14 protein-coding genes and 2 pseudogenes are annotated in these 17,421 nt (G+C 69.8%); 15 read left to right on the forward strand and 1 reads right to left on the reverse strand.

What is annotated here, in order from left to right; all coding sequences use genetic code 11:
- Positions 1-82: 82 nt before the first annotated feature.
- Positions 83-1,297: an MFS transporter gene (locus QH290_RS01105; protein ID WP_280381714.1), complete on the reverse strand. Its 1,215-nt coding sequence runs from the start codon at positions 1,295-1,297 to the stop codon at positions 83-85.
- A gap of 98 nt (positions 1,298-1,395) precedes the next feature.
- Here QH290_RS01105 and QH290_RS01110 point away from each other — a divergent pair, with 98 nt between their 5' ends.
- From QH290_RS01110 to QH290_RS01180, 15 genes and pseudogenes are all read left to right on the forward strand, one after another.
- Positions 1,396-2,307: a LysR family transcriptional regulator gene (locus QH290_RS01110; RefSeq protein ID WP_280266149.1), complete on the forward strand. Its 912-nt coding sequence runs from the start codon at positions 1,396-1,398 to the stop codon at positions 2,305-2,307.
- Positions 2,308-2,572: 265 nt separating this feature from the next.
- Positions 2,573-2,953, forward strand: a complete 381-nt coding sequence (locus QH290_RS01115; protein WP_280266148.1) for an NADH-quinone oxidoreductase subunit A — start codon at positions 2,573-2,575, stop codon at positions 2,951-2,953.
- Positions 2,954-3,026: 73 nt separating this feature from the next.
- On the forward strand, positions 3,027-3,581 hold the full coding sequence (locus QH290_RS01120) for a NuoB/complex I 20 kDa subunit family protein (RefSeq protein ID WP_280381715.1): 555 nt from the start codon (positions 3,027-3,029) through the stop codon (positions 3,579-3,581).
- A gap of 181 nt (positions 3,582-3,762) precedes the next feature.
- On the forward strand, positions 3,763-4,545 hold the full coding sequence (locus tag QH290_RS01125; protein WP_280265963.1) for an NADH-quinone oxidoreductase subunit C: 783 nt from the start codon (positions 3,763-3,765) through the stop codon (positions 4,543-4,545).
- Positions 4,545-5,915: an NADH dehydrogenase (quinone) subunit D gene (gene nuoD, locus QH290_RS01130; RefSeq protein ID WP_280381716.1), complete on the forward strand. Its 1,371-nt coding sequence runs from the start codon at positions 4,545-4,547 to the stop codon at positions 5,913-5,915. The genes QH290_RS01125 and nuoD overlap by 1 nt, the downstream gene beginning before the upstream one ends.
- Positions 5,912-6,643 (forward strand): NADH-quinone oxidoreductase subunit NuoE, encoded by a 732-nt coding sequence (gene nuoE / locus QH290_RS01135; protein WP_280381717.1) that lies wholly within the window; start codon positions 5,912-5,914, stop codon positions 6,641-6,643. Before nuoD ends, nuoE begins: the two co-directional genes overlap by 4 nt.
- Complete coding sequence (nuoF, locus tag QH290_RS01140) at positions 6,640-7,968, forward strand: NADH-quinone oxidoreductase subunit NuoF (protein WP_280265960.1); 1,329 nt, start codon at positions 6,640-6,642, stop codon at positions 7,966-7,968. Before nuoE ends, nuoF begins: the two co-directional genes overlap by 4 nt.
- Positions 7,965-10,424, forward strand: coding sequence for an NADH-quinone oxidoreductase subunit G (locus QH290_RS01145; protein WP_280381718.1), 2,460 nt, complete (start codon positions 7,965-7,967; stop codon positions 10,422-10,424). Before nuoF ends, QH290_RS01145 begins: the two co-directional genes overlap by 4 nt.
- Positions 10,417-11,634: pseudogene (nuoH, locus tag QH290_RS01150) on the forward strand (NADH-quinone oxidoreductase subunit NuoH); the annotation flags it as partial. The gene QH290_RS01145 and the pseudogene nuoH, both read left to right, overlap by 8 nt.
- A gap of 69 nt (positions 11,635-11,703) precedes the next feature.
- The gene (nuoI, locus tag QH290_RS01155) at positions 11,704-12,276 is read left to right on the forward strand and encodes an NADH-quinone oxidoreductase subunit NuoI (protein WP_425303538.1); all 573 of its coding nucleotides are present in this window, start codon (positions 11,704-11,706) and stop codon (positions 12,274-12,276) included.
- A complete protein-coding gene (locus QH290_RS01160) occupies positions 12,273-13,106 on the forward strand; it encodes an NADH-quinone oxidoreductase subunit J (protein ID WP_280381719.1) in 834 nt (277 codons plus the stop codon). Before nuoI ends, QH290_RS01160 begins: the two co-directional genes overlap by 4 nt.
- On the forward strand, positions 13,103-13,402 hold the full coding sequence (gene nuoK, locus QH290_RS01165) for an NADH-quinone oxidoreductase subunit NuoK (RefSeq protein ID WP_040748232.1): 300 nt from the start codon (positions 13,103-13,105) through the stop codon (positions 13,400-13,402). Before QH290_RS01160 ends, nuoK begins: the two co-directional genes overlap by 4 nt.
- Before the next feature lies 1 nt (position 13,403).
- Positions 13,404-15,287, forward strand: a complete 1,884-nt coding sequence (gene nuoL / locus QH290_RS01170; RefSeq protein ID WP_280381720.1) for an NADH-quinone oxidoreductase subunit L — start codon at positions 13,404-13,406, stop codon at positions 15,285-15,287.
- Positions 15,284-16,903: an NADH-quinone oxidoreductase subunit M gene (locus tag QH290_RS01175; RefSeq protein ID WP_280381721.1), complete on the forward strand. Its 1,620-nt coding sequence runs from the start codon at positions 15,284-15,286 to the stop codon at positions 16,901-16,903. The genes nuoL and QH290_RS01175 overlap by 4 nt, the downstream gene beginning before the upstream one ends.
- A gap of 49 nt (positions 16,904-16,952) precedes the next feature.
- A pseudogene (locus QH290_RS01180) lies at positions 16,953-17,421 on the forward strand (hypothetical protein); the annotation flags it as partial.

The following is a 17,421-nucleotide window of genomic DNA, read 5'->3' on the forward strand; positions in this document are numbered from 1 at the left end:
CGACGTCACGCCGGACGAGGAGACCTCACGCCGGAAGAGGAGCGCGACCTCACGCGCCGGAAGAGGACGGCCGCCACCCTCATCACTTCACCTCCTGCGGACTCCCGTTCCGCGGTGCGGTCCCCACCAGCGCGGCCACTGCCGCCACCGCGACGAGGGCCGTGCCCAGCCATAGCGCGGCGGTGGGGCCGAAGCCGTCGACCGCGCGGCCGCCCAGCAGCGCGCCCAGGGCGATGGCCGCGTTGAAGACCGCGACGAGGATCGCCGAGGCGGCCTCGCGGGCTCCCGGCGCCGCCGCCAAGGTCCAGGTCTGGGTGCTCACCGAGACGCCGCCGTAGGACACGCCCCACACCACCAGCAGCAGGACCGCGGCGATCGGCGACCCGCCCGCCAGCGCCAGCACCGCGACCGACGCCGCCAGTCCCGCGCAGATCACCAGCACCGCGCGCCGGAGTGCACGCGAGGCAATCATGCCGAGGCCGAAAGTTCCCGCCACACCGGCGATTCCGTACGCCAGCAGCAGGGCGCTCACGGTGCTCGCACTCGCGCCGGACTGCTCCTCGAGCACCGGGCGGATATAGGTGTAGGCGGCGAAGTGTCCGCCGACGAGCAGCGCCACCACGATCATCGCGGTGCGCAGCGCCGGAACGGACAGCAGCCGAGGCAGTTCCGCGATCGACACCCCGCGCTCCGGCGGCAGCGGGGGCAGGATCGCGGCCAGTGCCACGGCCACCACCACCGCCAGGCCCGCGGCCGCCGCGAAGGCGGAGCGCCACCCGGCCACCGACCCCAGATACGTTCCCGCCGGTACGCCCAGCACGGACGCGATCGCGATCCCGCTGAAGATCACCGACGTGGCCGGGCCCACCGCGCGCGCCGGCACCAGCCGCACGGCCAGGCTGCCGGAGATCGCCCAGACGCCACCCATCCCCGCGCCGACGAGCACCCGCCCCACCACCAGCACCGCGAAGTTCGGCGCGAGCGCGCACAGCAGGTTGCCCGCCGCCACCACGGCCATCAGCACGGGCAGCAGCCGCCGCCGGTCGACGCGGCCCAGCATCGACATCAGCAGCGGCGCGGTGACCGCCAGCAGTCCGGTGATGGTGAGTGCCAGCCCGGCCAGGCCCTCGGAGATGTGCAGCGCCGTGCCCATCGGCGTGAGCAGCCCCACGGGCAGCATCTCCGAGGTCACGGCCGTGAATGTGCCCAGCGCCAGCATGCCGACCGCGGCCCGGCCGCGGCGCGGAACATGCTGTGGTGGAGCGGATTCGACACCGATTGTCCCGAGTTCTGTCATGACTCCAGACAACCGGCGGCCACCGGCGGGAACAACGGCGAAGTCCTCATCCTTCTATGAGTGGGACTAATCGCCGGACGGAAGGGTGAGCGGGCGGTATGGATCTGCGCGAACTGGAGGCCTTCCTCGCGCTCGCCGAGGAACTGCATTTCGGCCGCGCCGGGGCGCGGCTCTACCTGTCCCAGAGCCGCGTCTCGCAGCTGCTGCGCTCGCTGGAGCGCCGCATCGGCGGTCAGCTGGTCGAGCGCACCAGCCGTCGCGTGCGGCTGACTCCCCTGGGGGAGCAGCTGTTTCCCGAGCTCCGGGCCGCCTACGACCGGCTGCGGGCGACGCTGGACAGCGCGTGCGCGAGCGCGCAGGGGGTGCGCGGCGTGCTGCGCATCGGATTCCAGGGCAGCGCGGACGAACGCAGTCTCGCCGCCGTCGCCGCGTTCCGGGAACGGCATCCGGAGTGCACGGTCGAGCTGGTGGAGATCCCCTACGCCGACCCCTTCGGCCCGGTGCGCCGCCAGGAGACCGATGCCGCGCTGGTGCTGTTGCCGATCGCCGAGCCCGATCTCGTTCTCGGACCCGTCTTCCCGGGCCGCAAGCAGGTGCTGGTCCTGCCCGCCGGGCACCGCCTCGCCGCGCGGGAATCGCTCGCCGTAGAGGAACTCGCCGAGTATCCGCTCATCGGAATCGCCGACACCGCACCGGAATACTGGCGCACGGTGCACGCCCCGCGGCGCACGCCGGGCGGCCGCGAGATCCCGGCCGGGCCCACCGTCAGCACGACGCAGGAGGCGATCGCCGCGGTGGCCGGCGGCCGCGGCGGGCTGCTGCTGTGCGACACCACCGCCGAGTATTACCGCCGCCCGGATGTCGGATTCGTTCCGGTGCACGGCATCGCGGAGTCGCGGGTGGGCCTGATCTGGCATCGCGATCGCGACAGCGGCCGCGTCCACGCCTTCGCCCGTGCCGTCGCCGACACCGTCGCGACACCGGCACCCGCGCTGCGTGCTGTCATGTGACGGAACTCGGGATTACGTCGATTCGGTCATAAGTGATAGTTCCGAATTCGATCAAACACCGCCCGCAATCGGCATGCATTCAGAAAGATCGGTTGTAGGCTGTGCCGTAGCTCACACGCGTGCGGGCGATGATATGAGCCCCGTCCGTCCGGATCTCCCTCGTCGTCCGCACCCTCACTGAGTACGCCCAGGGGCGCGACCGGCGCGGTGGTGGCGACGTGCACAGCCCGGCACGCCGCCGATAAGGGAGAGGGGTTGTGCTGTTGTGAATACCGAGGTGCCGACGCTCGTCCTCGGCGCGGTCGCGGCCGCGTTCGCGCTGGTTTCGCTCGCGCTGGCGGCCCTCATCGGCCCGAAGCGCTACAACCGGGCCAAACTCGAGGCGTACGAATGCGGCATCGAGCCGACCCCGCACGCGGTCGGCGGCGGCCCGGGAAACTCTGCGGGACAGCGCTTTCCGGTGAAGTACTACCTCACCGCGATGTTGTTCATCATCTTCGACATCGAGATCGTGTTCCTCTACCCGTGGGCGGTGCACTTCGACGCCCTGGGGGTATTCGGTCTCGCCGCGATGGCGCTGTTCATCTTCAACGTCTCGGTCGCCTACGCCTACGAGTGGCGGCGCGGCGGATTGAGCTGGGACTGATCCCGGCGTTCGCCGGGACGACGGCAAACGACCCGGCGCAGCCGGGAAGCACGGAAGTGAGTCGGTCCGAATTATGGGTCTCGAGGAGAAGCTGCCCAGCGGTTTCCTGCTGAGCACGGTCGAACAGTTCGCCGGTTACATGCGCAAGGGCTCGCTGTGGCCCGCGACGTTCGGGCTGGCGTGCTGCGCGATCGAAATGATGGCCACCGGCGGCGGGCGCTTCGACAGCGCCCGCTTCGGCATGGAGGTGTTCCGGGCCTCGCCGCGGCAGGCCGATCTGATGATCGTCGCCGGGCGCGTGAGCCAGAAGATGGCCCCGGTCCTGCGCCAGGTCTACGACCAGATGACCGAGCCCAAATGGGTGCTCGCCATGGGCGTCTGCGCCTCCTCCGGCGGCATGTTCAACAACTACGCCATCGTGCAGGGCGTGGATCACGTTGTGCCCGTGGACATCTACCTGCCCGGCTGCCCGCCGCGGCCGGAGATGCTGCTGCACGCCATCCTGAAACTGCACGAGAAGATTCAGGAGATGCCCCTCGGGGTGAACCGCGAGGAGGCCGCCCGCGCCGCCGAACAGGCCGCCCTCGCCGTCACCCCCACCATCCAGATGACGGGGCTGCTGCGATGAGGGGCCGCGATGTCCCGAATGACGGGACTCCGATGACGGGCCGCGATATCCCGAATGACGGGACTCCGATGACGGGCCGCGATATCCCGAATGACGGGACTCCGATGACGGGCCGCCATGTCCCGAATGACGGGACTCCGGTGACGGGCCGCCATGTCCCGATTTCCCTGGGAGGTACGCCATGACATTCGACTCTCCGGGTCGCGACACCCGCGACACCGACGACGCGCCCGACGCCACGCCGGTCGCCGACACCTCCGCCCACGACGAGGCCCAGCTGGCCGAGGAGGACCAGCGGGCCCGGCCGGGCGAGGAGTCCATCGGCGTGCGCCGGGGCATGTTCGGCGTCAGCGGTACGGGCGACACCTCCGGTTACGGGCGGCTGGTGCGCACGGTCAGCATGCCCGCCGGCACCGAGCCCCCGTACGGCGGCTACTTCGACGAACTGGTGGCCGCCCTGCGGGAGGCGTTGTCCGCCGACGCCTTCGCCGAGGCCGTCGAGCGGATCGTGGTGTTCCGCGGCGAGCTCACCCTGCACGTGCGGCGCGAGCATCTCCCCCGCGTCGCCCAGGCGCTGCGCGACGAGGCCGCGCTGCGCTTCGAACTGTGCCTGGGCGTGAGCGGCGTGCACTACCCCGACGACCGCGGCCGCGAACTGCGTGCGGTCTACCACCTCCTGTCGATCACCCACAATCGGCGGGTCCGCGTGGAGGTGTCGGCGCCCGACGCCGACCCGCACATCCCCTCGCTGTACTCCGTGTACCCGACCACGGACTGGCACGAGCGGGAGACCTACGACTTCTTCGGCATCCAGTTCGACGGTCATCCGTCGCTCACCCGGATCACGATGCCGGACGACTGGCGCGGGCACCCCCAGCGCAAGGACTACCCGCTCGGCGGGATCCCGGTCGAATACAAGGGCGCGCGCATCCCGCCGCCCGACCAGCGGAGGGCGTACAGCTGATGAACGACATCGATACCCGGCGCGATACCCACGCACCGGAGAATCCGCCACCGGAAAACCCTGCGGCACAGGACCCTTCGTCGCCCGAACGGGTGGTGACGGTCGCGGGCCAGGACTGGGACGAGGTGCGTGAGGCCCTCGGCGGCGCCGCCGAGGAGCGCATCGTCGTCAACATGGGCCCGCAGCACCCGTCCACCCATGGCGTGCTGCGCCTGATCCTCGAGATCGAGGGCGAGACGGTCACCGAGGCCCGGTGCGGAATCGGCTACCTGCACACCGGAATCGAGAAGAATCTCGAGTTCCGCAACTGGGTGCAGGGCACCACCTTCGTCACCCGGATGGACTACCTGTCGCCGTTCTACAACGAGACCGCCTACTGCCTGGGCGTGGAGGCGCTGCTCGGCATCACCGACGATATTCCCGAGCGCGCCAACGTGATCCGGGTGCTGCTGATGGAACTCAACCGCATCTCCTCGCACCTGGTCGCGCTGGCCACCGGCGGCATGGAACTCGGCGCGCTGACCCCGATGCTGTTCGGCTTCCGCGAACGCGAGCTGATCCTCAACGTCTTCGAGGCCATCACCGGCCTGCGCATGAACCACGCCTACATCCGGCCCGGCGGCGTCGCCCAGGACCTGCCCGACGACGGCGTCACCCGCGTCCGCGAGCTGCTGGACCTGCTGCCCGAGCGGCTGCACGACATGGAGCTGCTGCTCAACGAGAACCCGATCTGGAAGGCCCGCACCCGCGGCATCGGCTATCTCGACCTGGCCGGGTGCATGGCGCTGGGCGTCACCGGCCCGGTGCTGCGCTCCACGGGCCTGCCGCACGATCTGCGCAAGTCCCAGCCGTACTGCGGGTATGAGAACTACGAGTTCGACGTCATGACCGACACCGGCTGCGACTGCTACGGCCGCTACCTCATCCGCGTCAACGAGATGAAGGAATCGGTGAAGATCGTCGAGCAGTGCCTGGACAAGCTGCGCCCGGGCCCGGTGATGGTGGACGACAAGAAGATCGCCTGGCCCGCCGATCTGCAGCTGGGCCCCGACGGTCTGGGCAACTCCCCCGAGCACATCGGCAAGATCATGGGCACCTCGATGGAGGCGCTGATCCACCACTTCAAGCTCGTCACCGAGGGCATGCGGGTCCCGGCGGGGCAGGTCTACACGGCGGTGGAATCCCCGCGCGGCGAACTCGGCGTGCACATGGTCAGCGACGGTGGCACGCGGCCCTACCGGGTGCACTACCGCGATCCCTCGTTCACGAATCTGCAGGCGGTGGCGGCGATGTGCGAGGGCGGCATGGTCGCCGACGTCATCGCCGCCGTGGCCAGCATCGACCCGGTGATGGGTGGTGTCGATCGATGACCGAAGTCCTGTTGAAGCTGTCCGTGCGGCCTGTTCCGTATCCCAAGGAGGTGCACGACCGGCTCGAGGTGGAGGCGAAGCAGATCATCGACTGCTACCCACAGCCGCGCTCGGCGCTACTGCCGCTGCTGCATCTGGTGCAGAGCGTGGAGGGCTACGTCTCCGGCACCGGCATCGAGTTCTGCGCCGAGCAGCTGGGTCTGACCGATGCCGAGGTGACCGCCGTCGCCACCTTCTACTCGATGTACCGCCGCAATCCCACCGGCGACTACCACGTCGGCGTGTGCACCAACACGCTGTGCGCGGTCATGGGCGGCGACCGGATCTTCTCGGAACTGAAGCAGCACTTGGGCATCGGGCACGGCGAGACCACCGCCGACGGCAGCATCACCCTCGAGCACGTGGAGTGCAACGCGGCCTGCGACTACGCACCGGTGGTGATGGTCAACTGGGAGTTCTTCGACAACCAGACGCCGGAGTCGGCCCGCGCCATGGTCGACGCGCTGCGCAACGGCGAACAGGTCACCGGCACCCGCAGCGGGGCCGCGCTGTGCACCTTCCGCGAGACGGCCCGCTTCCTCGCCGGATTCCCGGACGAGCGGCCGGGCGCCAACGACGGCGAGCCGGGTGCGGCCACGCTGGCGGGCCTGCACGTCGCGCGCGGCAGCGGGATGCCGGAACAGCCTGCGCACCAGCCGAATTCGGAGACCAGCGGAGGTGACCGGTGACGCTCACCCCCGTTCTCACACGGTACTGGGACCAGCCGCAGTCCTGGACCCTGGACACCTACCAGCGCCACGACGGCTACCGCGCCCTGCCCAAGGCGTTGCGGATGCACCCCGACGAGGTGATCGCCACCGTCAAGGACGCCGGGCTGCGCGGCCGCGGCGGCGCGGGCTTCCCGACCGGCATGAAATGGGGCTTCATCCCCCAGGGCCCGGGGCCCGACGGCACCACCAAACCGCACTACCTGGTCGTGAACGCCGACGAGTCGGAACCGGGCACCTGCAAGGACATTCCGCTCATGCTGGCCACCCCGCACGTGCTCGTCGAGGGTGTCATCATCGCGGCCTACGCCATCCGGGCCTCACACGCGTTCATCTACGTGCGCGGCGAGGTGCTGCCGGTGCTGCGGCGTCTGCGCGCCGCGGTGCAGGAGGCCTACGACGCGGGCTATCTCGGGCGCGACATCATGGGCTCCGGATACGACCTCGAGCTGATCGTGCACGCCGGGGCGGGCGCCTACATCTGCGGCGAGGAGACCGCGCTGCTGGATTCGCTGGAGGGCCGCCGCGGCCAGCCCCGGCTGCGCCCGCCGTTCCCGGCCGTCGCGGGCCTGTACGCCTGCCCGACGGTCGTCAACAACGTCGAATCCATTGCCAGCGTGCCACCGATCCTGCTCCACGGCATCGAGTGGTTCCGATCCATGGGCAGCGAGAAGTCGCCCGGATTCACGCTGTACTCGCTGTCGGGGCACGTGGCCCGGCCCGGGCAGTACGAGGCCCCGCTCGGCATCACGCTGCGCGAGCTGCTGGTCTACGCCGGGGGCGTGCGGGCCGGGCATACGCTGAAGTTCTGGACGCCGGGCGGCTCCTCGACACCGCTGCTCACCGACCGCCATCTCGACGTGCCCCTCGACTACGAGAACGTGGCCGCGGCCGGATCCATGCTGGGCACCAAGGCATTACAGATCTTCGACGACACGACGTGCGTGGTGCGCGCGGTGCTGCGCTGGACCGAGTTCTACGCCCACGAATCCTGCGGTAAATGCACGCCGTGCCGGGAGGGCACCTACTGGCTGGTCCAGCTGCTGCAGCGGCTCGAGGACGGCCAGGGCACCGAGGCCGATCTGGAGAAGCTGCTCGATATCGCCGACAACATCAACGGCAAGTCCTTCTGCGCGCTGGGCGACGGCGCGGCCAGCCCGATCGTGTCCTCCCTGCAGCACTTCCGCGACGAGTACCTCGATCACCTGCGCCAGGGCGGCTGCCCCTTCGATCCGGCGCGATCGACCGCCTGGGCTGAGGCAGCCCCGGCCGAAGGAGTCCGATGACCAGGACAGTGAGCTCCAACGACAGCGGCGTGGTGCCCCAGGATCTGGTGAGCGTCACCATCGACGGCACCACCGTGAGCGTGCCCGCCGGAACCCTGGTGATCCGCGCCGCCGAACTCGTCGGCATCCAGATCCCGCGCTTCTGCGACCATCCGCTGCTCGACCCCGTCGGCGCCTGCCGCCAGTGCATCGTCGAGGTGGAGGGGCAGCGCAAGCCGGTGGCCTCGTGCACCATGGCCGTCACCGACGGCATGGTCGTGCACACCCAGCTCAGTTCCCCCGTCGCCGAGAAGGCGCAGGAGGGGGTCATGGAGCTGCTGCTGATCAACCACCCGCTGGACTGCCCGGTGTGCGACAAGGGCGGCGAATGCCCACTACAGAACCAGGCCATGTCCAGCGGGCGCGCCGAATCCCGGTTCGAGGGCGTCAAACGCACCTACCCCAAACCGATTCCGCTGTCCTCGGCGGTGCTGCTGGACCGCGAGCGCTGCGTGCTGTGCGCGCGCTGCACCCGGTTCTCGCAGCAGATCGCGGGCGACCCGTTCATCGAACTCATGGACCGCGGCGCACTGGAGCAGGTGGGCATCGCCGACGGCGAATCCTTCGACTCCTACTTCTCGGGCAATACGGTGCAGATCTGCCCGGTCGGCGCGCTCACCGGCACCGCGTACCGCTTCCGCGCCCGCCCGTTCGATCTGGTGTCCAGCCCCGCGGTCTGCGAGCACTGCGCATCCGGTTGCGCCCAGCGCACCGACCACCGCCGCGGAAAGGTGCTGCGGCGCCTGGCCGGTGACGACCCGCAGGTGAACGAGGAGTGGAACTGCGACAAGGGCCGATGGGCATTCACCTACGCCACCGAACCCGACCGGCTGACGACGCCGCTGGTGCGCGGCTGGGACGGCACCCTCGCCCCCGCGTCCTGGTCCGAGGCGCTGGCCCGGGCGGCCGAGGGCCTGGCGGCGGCGCACGGCAACGCCGGTGTCCTGGTCGGCGGCCGCGCGACCGTGGAGGACGCCTACGCCTACGCCAAGTTCGCGCGAGTCGCCCTGGGCACCAACGACATCGACTTCCGTGCCCGCGCGCATTCGGCCGAGGAGGCCGAATTCCTCGCCGCCCGCGTCGCCGGGCAGGGCACCACGGTGGACTACGCGGCCCTGGAGTCCGCGCCGGTGGTGTTGCTCGCCGGGTTCGAACCCGAGGAGGAGTCGCCGATCGTCTACCTGCGGCTGCGCAAGGCGGCACGCAAGAACGGCCTGGCGGTGTACTCCCTGGCGCCGTACGCGACGCGCGGGCTGCAGCGGATGTCGGGCACCGTGCTGCCGACGGCGCCCGGACTCGAATCGCATGTGCTCGACGCCATGTCCGTCGCGGGCGAAACATCGGGCACCGCGGGGCAATTCGACGACCTCGCCCGGCTGCTGCGGCAGCCCGGCGCCGTGATCCTGGCCGGTGAGCGGCTGGCGCTGGCGCCCGGCGCGCTGTCGGCCGCGGTGCGCCTGGCCGAGGCCACGGGCGCCGCGCTGGCCTGGATCCCCCGCCGCGCCGGTGAGCGCGGCGCGATCGAGGCGGGCGCGCTGCCCGGCCTGCTTCCCGGTGGCCGCCCGCTCGCCGACCCCCGGGCCCGCCAGCAGCTGCGCACCGCCTGGGATATCGACGAGCTGCCCGCGTCCGACGGCCGCGACACCGGCGAGATCCTCGCCGCCGCAGCACATCTGGGCGCCCTCGTGATCGGCGGCGTCGAGGTGGCCGACCTGCCCGACCCGCCCGCCGCGCTCGCCGCCCTGGACGCCGCCCGCTTCGTGGTCAGCCTGGAGCTGCGGCGCAGCGAGATCACCGACCGCGCGGACGTCGTGTTCCCGGTGGCCTCGGCGATGGAGAAGGCCGGGACGTTCCTCACCTGGGAGGGCCGTCCCCGCCAGTTCGACGCCGCCCTGGGCGATCCCACGGTGCGCCGCGCGGCCGCGCCCCTGGCCGACCACCGCGTGCTGCACGCGGTCGCCGAGGAGATGGGCATCCGGCTCGGCGTCCCCGATGTCGCCTGTGCCCGAGCCGAACTCGCCGATCTGGGCGCCTGGGACGGTCCACCGCCGCCCGCACCGGCCCATCCTCCACGACCACCCGCCCAACCCACGCCGGGCACCGCCGTGCTCGCCGGTTGGCGGATGCTCGTCGACCGCGGCCGCATGCAGGACGGCGAGGCGAATCTGGCGGGCACCGCGCGGCCGCCGGTGGCGCGGCTGTCGCACGACACCGCGGCCGAGATCGGAGCCACCACCGGCGATCCGGTGCGGGTGAGCACCGACCACGGCGCCGTCGTGCTGCCCCTGGTGATCACCGAGATGCCCGACCGCGTGGTGTGGCTGCCGCTGAATTCGCCCGGATCGGTGGTGCACGAGCAGCTCGCCGCCACCCCCGGCCACCTCGTGCGTATCCGACGGGAGGACCACCGTGAGTGATTTGAGTCTGTTCGGCCACGACCCCTGGTGGCTGGTGCTCGGAAAATGCGTCGGGATCTTCATCTTCCTGCTGCTCATCCCGATGCTGGGCGTGCTGCTCGAACGCAAGGTGGTCGCGTGGATGCAGATGCGCGTCGGGCCCAACCGGGTCGGGCCGCGCGGATCGCTGCAGTCCATCGCCGACGGCGTGAAGATGCTCCTCAAGGAGGACATCGTCCCCGCCATCGTGGACAAGCCGATCTATATTCTCGCGCCGGTGATCTCGCTGATTCCCGCGGTGATGGCGTTCGCGGTCGTCCCGATGGGATCCGAGGTGTCGATCTTCGGCACGCGCACCGCGTTGCAGCTCACCGACATGCCGGTCGCCGTGCTCTACATCCTGGCGATGGCCTCGATCGGCGTCTACGGAATCGTGCTGGCGGGCTGGGCATCCGGATCGACCTATCCGCTGCTGGGCGGCCTGCGCTCCACCGCGCAGGTGATCTCCTACGAGATCGCCATGGCCGCCTGTTTCGCCGCGGTGTTCCTGCTCTCGGGCACCATGTCCACCTCCGGCATCGTCGAAAGCCAGTGGGGCACCTGGAATGTCTTCCTGCTGCTGCCGTCGTTCCTGATCTACGCGATCTCGATGGTCGGCGAGACCAACCGGGCGCCGTTCGACCTGCCCGAGGCCGAGGGCGAGCTGGTCGGCGGTTTCCACACCGAGTACTCCTCGCTGAAGTTCGCCATGTTCATGATGGCCGAGTACATCAACATGGCGACGGTGTCGGCGCTGGCGACCACGCTGTTCTTCGGCGGCTGGCACGCGCCCTTCCCGCTCAGCCTGTGGTCCGGCGCCAATTCCGGGTGGTGGCCGCTGCTATGGTTCACCGCCAAGGTCTGGATGTTCCTGTTCGTATTCATCTGGCTGCGCGGCACACTGCCCCGCCTGCGCTACGACCAGTTCATGAACCTGGGCTGGAAGCTGCTGATCCCGGTGTCGCTGCTGTGGGTGATGGTCGTCGCGACACTGAAGGTGCTGCAGAACAACGGAATCGAGATCCAGACCGCGGGCCTGGTGGTCGGCGGGCTCGCGCTCACGGCACTGCTGATCGGCGTCATGCTGCGCGCCGGGCACAAGGGCGACGACCGCAGCGCCGAATCCGCGGCCACCGAATCACCCGCGGCCGAACCCTATGCCGGTTTCCCGGTGCCGCCGATGCCGACCCAGCCCGTCCGCCAGACCGCCAAACCGGGCCTGTTCACTCCGCTCGCCGGATTCGCCGTCACCTTCGGCACCATGTTCAAGGAGAAGAACACCGAGTTCTATCCGGAACAGAAGGTGCCGACCGCGCCCCGCTACCACGGCCGCCATCAGCTCAACCGGCACCCGGACGGGCTGGAGAAGTGCATCGGCTGCGAGCTGTGCGCCTGGGCCTGCCCCGCCGACGCCATCTACGTCGAGGGCGCCGACAACACCGAGACCGAACGCTTCTCCCCCGGTGAGCGCTACGGCAGCGTCTACCAGATCAACTACCTGCGCTGCATCGGCTGCGGACTGTGCATCGAGGCGTGCCCGACCCGGGCGCTCACGATGACCAACGACTACGAGATGGCCGACGACAACCGCGGCGACCTCATCTTCGAGAAGGACCAACTGCTGGCACCGCTGCGGTCGGGCATGCTCGCCGCACCGCACCCGATGTACCCGGGCGCGACGGACGAGGATTACTACCTCGGCAATGTGCCCGCGGCACCCGGCACCGCGGAGGACTCCGGACTGCGCCAGGCCAGCGATGCCGAACAGGCCGGAGACGAGCCCGACTCCGGCCGAGAGCCCGCCGTGGCCGCCGCGGACGGAGGTGCGCGATGAATTACCTTGCCGCCGAGGCGGTTACCCGGACCTCCACCGGTGAGGCCGTGATGTTCTGGATCCTCGCGGTCGTCTCCGTGGCGGGCGCGCTGGGCATGGTCTGCGCGCGCAAGGCCGTGCACTCGGCGCTGTGCCTGGCCTCCACCATGATCGCCCTGTCGATGTTCTACATCGCCCAGAAGGCGCTGTTCCTGGGCGTGGTGCAGATCGTGGTCTACACCGGCGCGGTGATGATGCTTTTCCTGTTCGTGCTGATGCTGGTCGGCGTCGACTCGGCCGAATCGCTGCGGGAAACGTTGCGCGGCCACCGGATCGGGGTGATCGTGGTCGGCCTCGGGTTCGGCGCCCTGCTCATCGCCGCGATCGCCCGCGGCGTGCACGACGACGCCGTCGCGCCCGTCGGGCCGGGCTTCGGCGAGGACACCATCGCCGCGCTGGCCGAGCTGATCTTCATTCGCTACGTGTGGGCCTTCGAGCTGACCGGCGCGCTGCTGATCACCGCCACCATCGGCGCCATGGTGCTGGCGCATCGCGAGCGGTTCGGCCCGAAGACCGATCAGAAGGAGATGTCCAAACGCCGTGTGCGCGAGGGACATCGGGTCACCCCGCTGCCCGTCCCCGGCGTCTACGCCCGGCACAACGCGGTCGACACCCCGGCCCGGCTGCCGGACGGCTCGTTCGCCGAGGATTCCGTCAGCACCATCCTGCGCCATCGCCGCCATCGCGCCCACACCGAGGCGGCGGCGATCGGCGTGAGCGCCGCCAACGGCACCGAGAACGGGAACGGCCACAACGGTTCCGCTGATCAGAAAGGCAAGGCTCTGCGGTGAATCCGGACAACTACCTGTACCTGTCAGCGCTGCTGTTCACCATCGGCGCGGCCGGTGTTCTGGTGCGGCGCAACGCGATCGTGGTGTTCATGTGTATCGAGCTGATGCTCAACGCGGTGAATCTGGCCTTCGTCACCTTCGCGCGCGAGCGCGCGAACCTCGACGGCCAGGTCTACGCGTTCTTCACGATGGTGGTCGCCGCCGCCGAGGTCGTCGTCGGCCTGGCCATCATCATGACCATCTTCCGCGCCCGTCGCTCGACCTCGGTCGACGACGCCAACCTGCTGAAGTACTGACGTGGATACCACACTGACGCTCTGGTTGCTGCCGGCGCTGCCGCTCGCCGGAGCCGTAATCCTGTTGCTGGCCGGGCGTTTCAGCGATCGCTGGGGGCATTGGCTCGGCTGCCTGACCGCGCTCGCCTCCTTCGGCGTCGCCGCGTGGGCGTTCTTCGACATGCTCGGGCGCTCCCTGGTCGATCGGCAGATCGAGCACAGCTTCTTCAGCTGGGTGCCCGTCGCCGGACTGCAGGCCGATTTCGCCCTCCAGCTCGACCAGCTGTCGATGTGTTTCGTGCTGCTGATCACCGGGGTCGGCTCGCTGATCCACCTCTACTCGGTCGGCTACATGTCGCACGACCCCGCACGCCGCCGGTTCTTCGCCTACCTCAACCTGTTCCTGGCCGCGATGCTGGTGCTGGTCCTGGCGGACAACTACCTGGTGCTGTATCTGGGCTGGGAGGGCGTCGGCCTGGCGTCCTATCTGCTGATCGGCTTCTGGCACGAGAAACCCTCGGCGGCAACGGCGGCCAAGAAGGCGTTCGTGGTCAACCGGGTCGGTGACATGGGGCTGGCGATCGCGCTGTTCGCCATGTTCGCCACCTTCGGGTCTGTGGACTTCGGGCAGGTGTTCGCCGGGGCCCCGCAGGCCGGGGAGGGCACGCTCACCGTCATCGGGCTGCTGTTGCTGCTGGGTGCGTGCGGTAAGTCCGCGCAGGTGCCGCTGCAGTCGTGGCTCGGGGACGCGATGGAGGGCCCGACGCCGGTGTCGGCGCTCATCCACGCCGCGACCATGGTCACCGCCGGTGTGTATCTGATCGCCCGCTCCGGGCCGATCTTCGATCTCGCACCCGGTGCCCGCGCCGGTGTCATGGCGGTCGGCGCCGTGACGCTGCTGTTCGGCGCGATCATCGGCTGCGCGAAGGACGACATCAAGAAGGCGCTCGCGGCGTCCACCATGAGCCAGATCGGGTACATGGTGCTGGCGGCGGGCCTCGGGCCGATCGGGTACGCCGCCGCGATCATGCACCTGCTCACCCACGGCTTCTTCAAGGCCGGGCTGTTCCTCGGCGCCGGATCGGTCATGCACGGGATGAACGACGAGACCGATATGCGGCGCTACGGCGGGCTGCGCAAGGTCATGCCGATCACCTACGTCACCTTCGGCCTGGGGTATCTCGCGATCATCGGGGTGCCGCCGTTCTCCGGATTCTTCTCCAAGGACCGAATCATCGAGTCCGCCTTCGCCTTCGGCGGTGTCGGCGGCATCCTCACCGGCCTGGTCGCGCTGGCGGGCGCGGGGATCACCGCGTTCTACATGACGCGGGTGATGCTGATGACCTTCTTCGGCGAACGCCGCTGGCGCGAGGACGCCCACCCGCACGAATCCCCCGCCTCGATGACGGGCCCGATGGTGGTGCTGGCGATCGGATCGGTCGCCGCCGGTGGGCTGCTGGTCCTCGGCTCCTCGCTGCAGGACTGGCTGGCACCGGTGGTGGGTGTCCAGCACGGCCACTCGCCGATCCCGGCCTGGGCGATCACGTTGTTCGCGCTGGTCGTCGTGGCGGCCGGGATCTGGGTCGCCTACGACGAATACGCCCGCAGCGTGCCCGAGACCGCCCCGGCCGGGTCGCCGCTCACCCGCGCGGCACGCCGTGATCTCTACGGCGACGCGGTCAACGAGGCGGCCTTCATGCGCCCCGGCCAGCACCTGACCCGCTCGCTGGTGTTCGTCGACAACCGCGGCATCGACGGCCTGGTCAACACCACGGCCGCCGTCCTCGGCGGCCTGTCGTCCCGAATCCGGCGCGTGCAAACCGGTTTCGTGCGCTCCTACGCCCTGTCCATGTTCACCGGCGCGGCCCTGGTGGTCGCCGCCCTGCTGGCGGTGAGGTTGCTGTGAGTGAGTTCCCCTGGCTGACGACGCTGTGGGTGCTGCCCCTGGTCGGAGCGCTGCTGGTCTTGGTGCTGCCCAGTGGGTGGCGCACGCTCGCGCGCTCCACCGGACTGCTGGTCTCGGTCGCCACGCTGGTGGTCGGGATCGTTGTGGCGGTGCGGTTCGAGCCCGGTGGGGCGCAGTTCCAGTTCGTCGAATCGCACACGTGGATACCGGCTTTCGGGGCCGGATACACGCTCGGTGTCGACGGCATCGCGCTGGTGCTGGTGCTGCTGACGGCGGGGCTGATACCGCTGCTGCTGCTGGCGGGGTGGAAGGACGAGCGGGAGGTCGGCACCGGGGCCCGGGTCGCGCACATCTATGTGGCGCTGACGCTGATCGTCGAATCGATGGTGCTGATCTCGTTCACCTCGCTGGACATTCTGCTGTTCTACGTGTTCTTCGAGGTCATGCTGATCCCGATGTACTTCCTCATCGGCGGATTCGGGCCGCGCACCGACGATCTCGCGCTGCGGCAGCAGCGGTCCCGGGCCGCCGTGAAGTTCCTGCTGTACAACCTGTTCGGCGGGCTGATCATGCTGGCCGCCGTGATCGGGCTGTACGTGCTCACCGCCCGGGAGAAGCTCGGCGCCGACGGCGGCGGCACGTTCGACTTCCGCGCCGTCGTGGCGGCCGCCAACTCCGGCGAACTGGGTGCGGGCCCCGCTGTTCTCAACGCCCTGTTCCTCGGCTTCATGTTCGCCTTCGCGGTGAAGGCGCCGCTGTGGCCGCTGCACACCTGGCTGCCCGGCGCCGCCGTCTCCGCCACGCCCGCCAGCGCGGTGCTGATGATGGCCGTGGTCGACAAGGTCGGCACCTTCGGCATGCTGCGCTACTGCCTGCTGCTGTTCCCCTCGGCCTCCTCGACCTACGCGCCGCTGATCAGCACGCTGGCGGTGATCGGGATCATCTACGGTGCGCTGCTGGCGATCGGGCAGACCGACGTGATGCGGCTGATCGCCTACACCTCGATCTCGCACTTCGGGTTCATCATCCTGGGCATCTTCGCCATGACGAATCAGGGCGGCGCCGGGGCGACGCTGTACATGATCAACCACGGCATCTCCACGGCGGCGCTGTTCCTGATCGCCGGATTCCTGGTGTCGCGCCGCGGAACCCGCCTCATCGCGGACTTCGGCGGCGTGCAGAAGGTGGCGCCGATCCTGGCCGGTACCTTCCTCATCGCCGGTCTGGCCACGCTGTCGCTGCCGGGGCTGGCGCCGTTCATCAGCGAGTTCCTGGTGCTGGCAGGCACATTCACCCGGTACCCGGTCGCGGCGAGCTGCGCGACGAGCGCGCTGGTGCTGGCGGCGATCTACGTGCTGTGGCTGTACCAGCGCATGATGACCGGCCCGGTGAAGAAGGGCAACGAACGGCTCTACGATCTGCTGCCGCGCGAACTGATCGTGGTGGCGCCACTGCTGGCCGCCCTGCTGTTCCTGGGCGCCTACCCCAAGCCGGTCCTGGACCGCATCAACCCGGCGGTGGCGACGACGCTGACCACGATCGGCAAGCACGATCCAGCGCCGACGGTCCCACAGCAGGAAGCCGCAGCCACCCCGAGCGGAGGCACGCACAAATGAGTGAGCCGCACGTAGCTGCTGTCTCCACCCTCAGCGGAGGTACAGACCTGTGAATGATGTTCTCGCAGCGACGATTCCGGCGCCGTCCATCGAGTACGGCGCACTGTCTCCGATGCTCATCGTGTTCGGTGCCGCGGTAGCCGGAGTCATCGCCGAGGCCTTCGCGCCGCGGGCGTGGCGGTACTGGCTGCAGCTCGTCCTCGGTTTCGCGGGGCTCGGTGTGGCACTGGGCGCGGTGATCGGGCTGGCGGGCACGAGCACCACGGCCGTGGGGGGCGCGGGGGGCGGGGGCAAAGTGGGGGTGTTTTTGCAGGGGGCCCACCAGGTGGTGTGGGTGGTCGGGGGGGGGGTGGTGGGCGGGCGCGGGCAGGAACCCCGGCGGCAGCGGGGGCGGCTGCTGTGGGCCGAGCGTGGCTGCGACCCGCGGCTGCCGCGGGTCCGGCGCGCGGGCCCGGGCACGTGGCGCCGCGCCGCCGCCCAGGCCGCGGGCGCCACGGTCCCCGTCGACGCGTTCACCC

Origin of the sequence: Nocardia wallacei (genome assembly GCF_029869545.1) — a bacterium.
Lineage (GTDB): Bacteria > Actinomycetota > Actinomycetes > Mycobacteriales > Mycobacteriaceae > Nocardia > Nocardia wallacei_A.

Bases quoted from the DNA above. Each gene is read 5' to 3' on its own strand.
- QH290_RS01125 (WP_280265963.1), top strand. From the start codon at position 3,763: ATGACATTCGACTCTCCGGGTCGCGACACCCGCGACACCGACGACGCG.
- QH290_RS01105 (WP_280381714.1), bottom strand. From the start codon at position 1,297: ATGACAGAACTCGGGACAATCGGTGTCGAATCCGCTCCACCACAGCAT.
- QH290_RS01120 (WP_280381715.1), top strand. From the start codon at position 3,027: ATGGGTCTCGAGGAGAAGCTGCCCAGCGGTTTCCTGCTGAGCACGGTC.
- nuoD (WP_280381716.1), top strand. From the start codon at position 4,545: ATGAACGACATCGATACCCGGCGCGATACCCACGCACCGGAGAATCCG.
- QH290_RS01160 (WP_280381719.1), top strand. From the start codon at position 12,273: ATGAATTACCTTGCCGCCGAGGCGGTTACCCGGACCTCCACCGGTGAG.
- nuoE (WP_280381717.1), top strand. From the start codon at position 5,912: ATGACCGAAGTCCTGTTGAAGCTGTCCGTGCGGCCTGTTCCGTATCCC.
- nuoI (WP_425303538.1), top strand. From the start codon at position 11,704: ATGTTCAAGGAGAAGAACACCGAGTTCTATCCGGAACAGAAGGTGCCG.
- QH290_RS01145 (WP_280381718.1), top strand. From the start codon at position 7,965: ATGACCAGGACAGTGAGCTCCAACGACAGCGGCGTGGTGCCCCAGGAT.
- QH290_RS01110 (WP_280266149.1), top strand. From the start codon at position 1,396: ATGGATCTGCGCGAACTGGAGGCCTTCCTCGCGCTCGCCGAGGAACTG.